The organism is Streptomyces sp. NPDC021019 (assembly GCF_044333295.1).
In the GTDB taxonomy this organism is placed as follows: Bacteria; Actinomycetota; Actinomycetes; order Streptomycetales; family Streptomycetaceae; genus Streptomyces.
In genome coordinates this window covers 1,086,485-1,096,073 of record NZ_JBIRQR010000003.1, presented here as the reverse complement: position 1 = coordinate 1,096,073, position 9,589 = coordinate 1,086,485, and the positions used below count along the sequence as shown (strand labels likewise).

Below are 9,589 nucleotides of genomic sequence, written 5' to 3'. Positions count from 1 at the left end.
GCGCGCGGTCTGCTCCGCAGACACAACGCGCCGCCGCTACGCGGCGGAAAGAGACGCAGCGCTCCGCGCTGCTGGCCGGCCACTCCGTGGCCGGCGTGGCCAACTCCGTTGGCCACGGCTCGAATCGCTCCGCGATTCGGCCTAACGGAATCCGCTCCGCGGATTCCTTAAAACGCAGCTGCGACCGAGGGCTGGCGGCCCGTCACCTTGCTCGGCGGGCCCGAGGTAGGAGCCTCCCTCGGGCGACCTGGGCTGTGGCGGGTCGTAGCGTTGGGCATTCCCTCAAGGCGCAGTAAAAGGTTCACCCTCTGGGTCTCATCAGAGTCGAGTTGGCGTTGTTCCTCTGTTCTTTGGATGCAGAAAAACCTAACTGACTTCCGAGGGATCAGGGCACTCCTCCTCGGTCGTGCCGGACGATGCGGTCCAGTTCTCGCGAAGGATCTCTTGAGTCAACTTGCTTTGTCCTTCGATTAGTTGCTTGTTCCTATGTTTGGTGCGCGTCTTGGACAACCACGGTCCGATCATGACGCGCTCGCCGTCCGCCTCGATCCACTCCCGGGCGCCGGGCGGTCGGCCGTGCCGCTCAACGAAGGCCCGGAGCAGCGTGGTGTGCTGCTCGAAGGAACGGCGGCGCCGTGGGCCGATGGACGGGATGGCGATCTTGGGGGCGGGGAGCTGGATCTGGTCAGGGGTCAGGCCGAGGTGGGCGAGGAGATCGCGTTGGCCGGGGTCGAGCTGGGTCCACGTAGTGAACTGGCGGTGTAGCCAGGATCCGGCTTTCACTCCGCCGACCATCGTGTCGCGGCGCAGGGTGGCTGGGTGGTTGCCGGCTTCGATGTGGTGGTGCACGAGGTGATATTTACGGTGCCAGTCCGGGCCGTAGGGAAGCGTCCAGGTGGGGTCGAGGGCGGTGAGTTGGGCTTCGCGATCGGGGTTGAGGAGTTCTTTGCGGGCGAGGCCGCGGCAGTTGACTAGGAATTGGCCGCCGGGGGGCGGTGGCGGGGATGGCGAGGTGGCCGTGTTCTTCGTGGAAGGCTTCGAGGGTGGACAGGTTGGCTTGCCAGGCGGCTTCGTTGTCGTCCCAGACCATGCCGAGGTCTTCGAGCTCGGAGATCCAGTCGGAGTCGAGAGCGCCTTGCTGGTAAGCGGTGCGTTGCCCGGTGATAAAGGCGCCGAGGCGGTAGCCGTAGGCGTCTTCGAAGCCGGCGGAGACGCGTAGGTGATGGTGTTCTTCGTGGTAGCGGGTGGCGGCGGCCAGTCCGGCGCGGCGGGGTTGGGAGAGGGCTGTGCCGGTGGCGGGCCAGGCGATGAGGTCCATCGTGCGGGCGATGTGTTCGGGGTCGAGGGTGAAGTCGAAGCGGAAGCGGCGCGCGAGGAGTCGGTGGGTGTCGCGGTCCAGGCGGTGCTTGGTGTTGTTTCTGGGGGCGCGGGCGGCGATGGTCTGGTCGTGGCGGCGTAGGGCTGCGGTGACGAGCCACAGCGCCTCGTAGGGGGTGCCCAAGAGGTCGGTCGGGTCAGCGCCGGGCGGGATGTGGGCGGGGATGATCAGGCTGGCGGTCTTGCGGTCGACAGTCGGGGGCTTGCGCAGGGCGCGGCCGAGGGACTGGACGATGCGGCGCACGCTGGCGGTGCGGTCGGCGAAGGCGACGGCGTCCACGGCCGGCAGGTCGATGCCCTCGCCCAGGACCTGGGCGTTGGTCAGGATGCTGTGGTTGGCGGCAATGAAGCGGCCCTGGATTTTCTGGCGCTGTTCGGGGGTGTGGGTGCCGTTGATCGATTGCACGATCAGGTCTGCGGCCCAGGCGGGGCGCTGCTTTTGAGGGAGGGTGCGCAGGGTGTGTGGGAGTTGGCGGGCGAAGTCAGCTGCGTCGGCGACCTGCTGGAAGTAGACGATGACATGGTGGAGGTCGTGGTCGTTCATGGCTTTGAGGACGGCTAGGTGCAGGGCTGTGGTCCGGCGGGCGTTGGGGCCGAAGCTGGTGTGCAGGCGTTTTCCGAAGATTTTGGGGTCGTCCATGGAGGCGATGAGTGAGGGGGCCTGCCACGTGGGCGCGGTTGCGGGGGTGCGCTTGGGTTGGGGGCGTTGGTCCGGGGTTTCGGTCAGGCGGGGGGCTTCCCATTCGTAGGGGGTGGCGGTCAGGTAGAGGCGGCGGTCGGCGGGGATGCGCTGGTTGTCGTGCAGGGTCGTCCAGTGTTTGTCCCAGCTGCCTGCGGTGCGGTGCGCCTCGTCCACGATCAGCAGAGCGAAGACGGGTGCGGGGAAGGAGGAGCGCTGGGTCTCCTCGATCCGCGGCAGGGAGTCCAGGGTGACGAACACGGTCGCCTTCTCGTGTCGACTAGGGCCTGTCCGGCGGATCACCGTTTGCTGCCCTGATGGGTGTTGTGCTGCCCGGCTGCTGTGGAAAGGATTGGGTAGTTGCTGTACTACTTGATCGGGAGTCCATTGTGAGTCTGACCGGCCAAATACTTCCGCTCGTGGGTGTTGCCCTGGGGGCTGTCACGTCGTTCCTGGTGAGCAGCGTGAACGAGCGTACGAGGTGGCGCAGGCAACAAGCCATACGATGGGACGAGCACCGTTTGACGGCCTATGCCGAGTACGCTCACGCCGTCAAAGAGCTCGCGGCTCGCTGTCAGATGATCGCTGCCGCCCGCGGGTTGGTGTCAGGGCCCATGCCATTGGAGCCAACACCCGAAGTGCTTTCGGAGCTAGCCCAGTTGGAGTCTCGCCGTTCTGCGCTGTCGGAAACGCTCGGGCTGCTTGGTGACACAGAGGCGAACACCGCCTCCAAGACTCTGGACCACTGCTTGTGGCGGTTGGAGTGCCTGGCTCGGGGCATCGCCACAGAAGTCGAACAGAACTGGGATCAGGCGTATCTGGAGTTCCGGGATGCGCGGAACCGCTATGTTGAACACGCTCGGGCGAGCCTCGGTGTGTCAGGGGCCGTTGCCCGAGACGTGGTCTGGCCAGCTGCGTGGCGTCCTGCGGCCGGGGCGTCGTCTTCACAATGACGCATGGAGAACGGGTGAGGTCTGAGGCCAGAGTCGAATTGCGGCGACTGTAACGGTGCTGTGGAAGACGTAGGCACGTTTGTCGTATCTCGTGGCCACGGCCCGGAAGTTCTTGAGCCGGTTGATCGTCCGCTCAACTTCGTTCCTGCGCTTATAGATCGCTTTATCGAAGCCTGCAGGTCGACCTCCTTGGCTGCCGCGGCGCTGGCGGTTGGCTCGTTGGTTCTTCGGCTCGGGGATGGTGTGCTTGATCTGGCGTCTGCGCAGGTGGTGGCGGTTTCGGCGGGAGCTGTACGCCTTATCGCCGCCCAAGTGGTCGGGGCGCGTGCGCGGGCGACCACCACCGGGTCGTTTAACCCGGATGCGTTCGAGGACGGGGATCAACTGCGGGCTGTCGGCCCATTGGCTGGGAGTAATCAGCAGGGCAAGCGGGCGGAGGCCTCCTTCCCCTGCAAGATGGATCTTGCAGGTCAGACCGCCCCGGGAACGACCGAGACCTTCGTCGGGGCGGTGTTGCCGAGGCGTTGATCTTCTTTTCGCGATCCGTGGCGCTCTGCGCGGCGCCCCGGCGGCGTGTTGGTGAGCCCGGCACGAGGTGGAGTCCACGCTCACCATGCTCCAGTCGACCCGCCCTTGGACGCCTGCATCAGCCTGGACAGCTTGGAGGATGCCGTCCCAAGTTCCGTCCGCTGACCAGCGGCGGTGGCGCTCATACACGGTCTTCCAGTTCCCGAACCGCTCCGGCAGATCCCGCCACGGAACACCCGTGCTGATCCGGAACAGAATGCCGTTGATCACCTTCCGATGATTTTTCCAACGCCCTCCCCGGTTCCCAGACCTCGGCAGATGCGGCGCGATTCGCGCCCACTCGTTGGTTGTCAGATCGCCCCGCCCCATGACCAGAACAATGATGCCAACGCGAGGCAGTCACATGATTTGTCGGACAGAACCTAAGCCAGTACGCCAGGAAGGCACCTGAACTTGTACTCACTGCTGCCGCCTTTGCGAGCAGGGGGTGCTTGTCCGCACGCAACGAGGAGATGGTCATCAGGGGCTCTGTGCGGCCATCCGCGCGGGCGGCCTGGGCCCACTGGCCGATGCGGCATCGAGCTCCTCGGCGGTGCGCAGGGCGATCAGAGTCTTGCCGGTGCCGCACGCGGAGACTGTGTGGCCGCGTGCACCCGGCTTCGTCAGCCCGCGTACTCCGCTGTCCACCGCCGCCTGTTGATCCGGTCGCAGCGCCCGGCGAGGTGTGTTGGGATGAGAGGCGGGGTGCGGGGGCGTGGGCTGGGGGCTGGGGCTTGGGAGCATGGCCACGGATCACCTCGGGCTTACGGCGGCATGGTCGTGCCCATGGTCCCGTACTCGGAGCTGGCTGTGTGGGGTACTTCAGGGTGGTGCCGGGCTGGGAAGGGATGGGTGTCGGTGGGGTGGTGGGGGGTGTGGTCTGTTCGGCGAGTTTGCGGTAGCCGGTTGTAGTGAGGGAGTGTCAGGCGCAGTGGAAGCTGCCGGCGGTAGTTGTGCCGAGGGCAGTGGTGGTAGTCAGTGGGGCTATGCGGCGAAGCCGACGTTGGTGCAGTACTCGTACGCTCCGTACTGGGATCCCAGGTCGGGGAGGATGTCGTCGGTCCAGGCTGCGTCCAGGCTGTGGTGGTCTCCGGCTGCCCAGGCGCCGATGATCCGGTCCCAGCGGCGCACGTTCATGTGCCGGTAGGGGACGTCGCGTTGCAGGGGGCGGGCGACGCCGGACTGGTTGAGGGGGTGGATTTCGACCCGGGTGCCGCCGTTCGCGTTGAGGCGCTTGAGCAGGTGCCGGGCCATGTTCTGTCGGCGCACGGTCCGGTAGGCGTCGTCGATCTTTTTCAGGTTTTTCTTCGAGGGGGTGCGCTTGCCTTGCAGCCATGCCTTGAGTGTGCGGTCGGTCACGGTCAGCCCGGCGTCCCTGGCGGTTTGACGGGCGTGGTCGGACCTCGTCAGGTATTTCAGGCGTGCCATCAGGCCGCGTTTCTCGGTGACGGGGGTGGCGATGCCGCCGGCGAGGTCGTCGAGTTTCCGCCCGACGAGTTCGCTTCCTTTGGTGCCGCTGGCGCCGAATTTTCCGAAGTCGTTGTTTCTCTCCGGCATCTACTGTTTCTCTCCCGGGGTGTCGGTGCCTGCGGTGTAGAGGTCTTTGACCTTGACCTCGGTAACCTTGCGGCCTTCGGGGAAGATACGGCGCCAGTGGCCGATGACGTGGAGTTCGTCGGTGCCCATCGCGCGGACGACGGTGAGTCCTTCGTCGTGGGCTTTGAGCGCCTTTGTCCAGAGGTTGGCGAAGGCCTGGGAGCGGATGATGTGCATCCAGTCCGGACGGTACAGCTCTCGGTTGTAGTTCGACTCCCCCATGGTGGAGACGAACTTCGCGTACATGGCTTTGACGTACTCCAGGGTGACCGCGTCGCGGTCGGCGATGGCGGTGTCGCGGGCGTCCTTGAGCGTGATGCGGAACTTCTCCAGCAGGTTCTCGGTCGCCCCCGAGGTGTAGGACTCGTGGACTTCCGGCGCATCGCAGAGCCCGTACTTCGGGCTGGACAGGCGCAGCAGGAGCCGCAGGGTGGGTTCGGTGACCCAGAGGGGTCCTGGTTCGTCGCGCTCGCCGATTGGGTTGGGCAGGTAGGCGTCGTGTTCCCAGGTGGGTGGGGTGATCAGGTGGACTCCGGCGCGGCGGCGGTCGTGCGGCATGCCGGTGGTGTGTTCGAGTTGCCCGAGCGGCAGGTGGGTCTTGAGGGCGGACAGGTAGGCGCCGTTGATGTCCAGTGCTGTCACCTCGTGAACGCCGGGGGGTAGTTCGGTGCGGGTCCATTTGGGGCGGGCTTCCCAGATTTGGTCGGTGCCCCGGGAGGTCTGTTTTTTCAGGATGTCGGGAATCCAGGGGTGGGCGATCACGTCGTATCGGGCGCCTTTGCGGGTTTCGTCCAGGAGGCGCATCGCGTCCGGGATGGCCTTCTTCAGCAGTGCTGTGGTGGCCGCTTCCACGTCGCCCTGGTGTTCGGCGAGGGCTCCCTCGACTGCTGCGTGGATCAAGCCCGCGGGGCCTGTCGGTTCTTGGAATGCGCGGTGGGCCGGGTTCTTGGCATGTGGTGGTTTGGAGGGTGGGGCAGGTTGGGTGGTGAGCGGGGCTGGCCGCGCCTCGGCTGTGCTGTCCTGGCATTCGGCTGGGTTCAGGTGTTGGGTGAAGCCCTGGACCCGTTGTCCGGCCGGATGTCCGCACAGCACACATGGTTCCGGTGCGGTGAGTATCTCGACTTCGTCTCGGCTGTCGGGGTCGGGGTCGGGGTCGGGGGAAGCGGGGTCGGTTGCGGCGGCAGCGTCTGCTGCTGCGGGTTCCGCTGTCGGCTCGGTCTGGGGCTTTGTGTCGGTGGTGAGTTTGGCGCTCAGTCCGTCCAGGAGGTAGGCGTACTTGACGCGCATCTCGCTGGTCGGGTTGCGGCCGGCTTCCCAGGCGCTGACTGTGGAGGGGCTCACTCCGAGGGCGCGGGCCACTTGCGCCTTGGACAGCTGAGCCTGTTCGCGCAGGGTGCGGCGGGCCTCGGGGTCCGGGAGGTCGGTCTGCGGGCCGACGGAGGCGAGGAGCGAGTCGATCGTGTCGAGGTCACGCATCGGGACGCTCCCTTCAGATGTAGGTGACGGGGTTGCGGGACAGGTGTGGGCTTTTGGTGGGGTGGCCGACGCGGTTGTCGCCGCGCAGCAGCTTTCCCTGGAGGGCGTAGCGGTTGCCGTGCTTGGAGATTCCGGTGATCTTCGCGATGGCGAGGACGATGCCTTGGGTGTTGATGATCTGCACCTCGTCCTGGGACAGGGCGCGGTCGGCGTTGAACTTCCAGATGCCGCGGCCGGCCTCCCATGCTTCGTCCTCGTTCATGCCGGGGCGCCATCCGGTGGTGGGTCGCCCGAGCATGTCGTCGGGGTCTGCCTCACGTTCGGGGCCGATCTGAATCTGTAGCACCTGGCCACCTTCCAGCCCGCTGTACTCTGCAACTTGTTGCTAAGTTAGCATCGAGAATGTGACTTCGCAACAAGTTCAGAAGTAGGCGTCTTTGGTGGCCTCGGCATGGTTTCACCTTCCGGCCCTCGATACGAAGGAGCCGCGCTCCCTGGTCAGGGCGTGGCCACGGGCACCTCTGAGCTCAGCCAGTCCGGCTCGGCCTCCGCCCAGCCCGGCTTGTCGCTGTGGATGCGGCCTTCTCGACCAACATGAACGAGCACGCACACGGGACAGACTCAGCCGGTGCGGACCGTCGATACCGGAGGCGTCTGCACTCGTCCCCTCTCGTGCCACAGCCCGTCACGCGAGAGGGTGTCCAGTAGCCGTTCACGGGCGTACACCCAAGTCAGCTCAGGGAACGCGTAGTGGGCCGAATCGTTCTCCCACCGGACGATGTCGATCAAGTGGCTGTCGACGAGGCTCTGGAGCAGGCGTTCCACGGTGCGGCTGTCGCTGCCGAGGAGTTCGACTACGGACTCGGCGGTGAACTCTTCCGGCGGGAGGATGCTCAGCAGGCGAAAGACGCTCCGCTCCACGCGGCCGAGTCTCTCGTAGCTGAAGTTGTACCGGGAGCGTACGTCGAGTTCTCCCAGGCGCAGGTGGTCCAGCAGCTTCTCGGAGCAGGCCAGTTGCAGGACCAGGCTTGCCAGGGTGAGTCCCGGGCTGCCGCTGAGGCGGCCGCCGATGCACCGTACCGCCAGGGGGAGACCACCGACGGTCGCCACCAGTCGGCCGGCGGCACGGCTCTCCCGCTTGACCCGGGCGGTCCCGATGATGCGGGAGAGCAGCTCGCTGCCCTCCGCCGTGTCCATGGCATCGAGGTTGATGTTCCAGGCGCCGCCCAGGCCGTGCAGCCGTCGGCGGCTGGTGATGACGACGGCGCAATGCGGGTCACCGGGGAGCAGCGGTCGGATGTCGGCCAGTGATGAGGCGTCGTCCAGCAGGATCAGCAGCCGTCTGCCGACTGTGGTGGACCGGAACAGTTTGGAGCGTTCCTCCGGGTCGGTGGGTATCTCGGTTTCCGCGACTCCCAGGGCCCGCAGGAATCCGTGGAGCACTTCCGAGGGGTCCCGGCCCGTGCCCATGGAGTCGCAGAGGTCCGCGTAGAGTTGTCCGTCCTCGAAGAACGGCCGGACGGTGTGGGAGATGTGGACCGCGAGTGCGGTCTTTCCCACTCCCGGCATGCCGCTGATGACCGCGACGGCGGTGGCTGTGCGAGGGGTGGCGCACTGCTCGTCGCAGGCCAGGACTGCCGGAGCCTGGCTGACGAGGGATTCGCGTCCGGTGAAATCGGTGAGGTCCGCGGGGAGTTGTGCGGGAACGGGTTTGCTCGGGGCAGTGGGCCGGGGCGCGGCGGTCGCAGTCGTTTCTCCGGGCGTGGAATGTGTGGTGGTGGGCCGGGGGGGCTTGGTCAGGGCGGGTTGTCGGCGTTGCTCGTAGGGCGCTCCCACTGTGGCTTCCGACAGCAGCGCCTGGTGGAGTGCTCGGAGCTCCTGTCCCGGTTCGAGGCCTAGGTTGTCGATCATGCTGCGTCGCAGCACCTGGTAGACCTCCAGCGCCTCGTGGCGCCGTCCGGAGCGGTGGAGTGCAATCATCAGTGCGGCGTGCACGTTTTCGTGCAGGGGGCGGCTGAGTACGAGCGACTTCAGTTCGCTGATCAGTTCCTGGTGGCGTCCCAGTTGGAGGTCGGCTTCGATCCGGAGGTCCAGGGTGCGTTCCCGGAGCTCCTCCAGTCGTGTCACGTATGAGGACAGCAGGCCTCCTGGCACGACGTCGACCAGTGCGGAGCCCCGCCAGAGCGACAGAGATCGTTGAAGTACCTCGGCGGCGCCCGCCGGGTCCCCCTTCTTGAGCAGCGTTTTACCCTCTTCGGCTTCCACTTCGAATCGGTGGAGGTCGGTGGAGGCGTCGGGAATGGCCAGGGTGTATCCCCCGGGCCTGGTTAAGAGAATTTCATCTGAATCGCGTGCCGTGAGGATTTTCCGGATCTTGTAGATGTACGTCTGAAGTGTAGTCATCGCACTTGCGGGAGGGGCGCTCTCCCAGAGTTCGTCGATTAGCTCCGAGGTCTGCACCAGGGTGTTTCTCCGCATGAGCAGAAGGGCAATCACCTGACGTGGCTTGGGAGCGGTAGGCACAACGTTGCGCTGGCCATCGAGTATTTCTAATGGCCCGAGAATCCGGAAGTCCATCTCGCGTCCCCCGTCAGTGACGTTGCACATTTGCAAGAGATTCCCTCTCCTTCGTCGCCAGGCTAGCCCTTCCACTACAGGAGGACAAGGTTCACTCGCTCCGTGCGGTGCGTTCTTCGCCCCTGGGAGTCCGGGTCTATTCGGGCATGATCCGGGAGCCCGGAGACGGGCGGGCCGGGGTGTATAAGATCATTCGCTCGGCCACGGTCAACAATCTTGGACATGCGCGCCGGAAACGGAACGAGGGCGTCCGGAGGGTATTCGCCCGGGGCGGGGCCGAAACGGTATCGGCTACGCTTCAATTTTTGATTGAAGCGTCAAGGATATCTTTCGCTTGCATTCAGCGGAAATAGCTGCCGGGGAA

Annotated in this window: 8 protein-coding genes; all 8 read right to left on the bottom strand. The window is 65.7% G+C overall.

Features of this window, described 5'->3' with window-relative positions; genetic code table 11:
* Window positions 1-366: 366 nt before the first annotated feature.
* Window positions 367-849, bottom strand: a complete 483-nt coding sequence (locus ACH4RG_RS22485) for a hypothetical protein (RefSeq protein WP_398163102.1) — start codon at window positions 847-849, stop codon at window positions 367-369.
* 10 nt (window positions 850-859) lie between these two features.
* Entirely contained in the window at window positions 860-2,359 is a 1,500-nt protein-coding gene (locus ACH4RG_RS22480) for a Helicase associated domain protein (protein ID WP_398163101.1), read from the bottom strand.
* 641 nt (window positions 2,360-3,000) lie between these two features.
* The gene (locus ACH4RG_RS22475) at window positions 3,001-3,906 is read right to left on the bottom strand and encodes an IS5 family transposase (RefSeq protein ID WP_398540023.1); all 906 of its coding nucleotides are present in this window, start codon (window positions 3,904-3,906) and stop codon (window positions 3,001-3,003) included.
* Window positions 3,907-4,056: 150 nt separating this feature from the next.
* Window positions 4,057-4,320 carry a DEAD/DEAH box helicase family protein gene (locus tag ACH4RG_RS22470; RefSeq protein WP_397932661.1) on the bottom strand — a complete coding sequence of 88 codons (264 nt, stop codon included), beginning with the start codon at window positions 4,318-4,320 and terminating at the stop codon, window positions 4,057-4,059.
* Window positions 4,321-4,560: 240 nt separating this feature from the next.
* Entirely contained in the window at window positions 4,561-5,133 is a 573-nt protein-coding gene (locus tag ACH4RG_RS22465) for a transcriptional regulator (RefSeq protein WP_398540022.1), read from the bottom strand.
* Window positions 5,134-6,648, bottom strand: coding sequence for a helix-turn-helix transcriptional regulator (locus ACH4RG_RS22460; protein WP_398540021.1), 1,515 nt, complete (start codon window positions 6,646-6,648; stop codon window positions 5,134-5,136).
* Between the two features lie 13 nt (window positions 6,649-6,661).
* Window positions 6,662-6,994 carry a hypothetical protein gene (locus ACH4RG_RS22455; RefSeq protein WP_397925908.1) on the bottom strand — a complete coding sequence of 111 codons (333 nt, stop codon included), beginning with the start codon at window positions 6,992-6,994 and terminating at the stop codon, window positions 6,662-6,664.
* Window positions 6,995-7,269: 275 nt separating this feature from the next.
* The gene (locus tag ACH4RG_RS22450; RefSeq protein ID WP_397925906.1) at window positions 7,270-9,225 is read right to left on the bottom strand and encodes an AfsR/SARP family transcriptional regulator; all 1,956 of its coding nucleotides are present in this window, start codon (window positions 9,223-9,225) and stop codon (window positions 7,270-7,272) included.
* Between the last annotated feature and the right edge of the window lie 364 nt (window positions 9,226-9,589).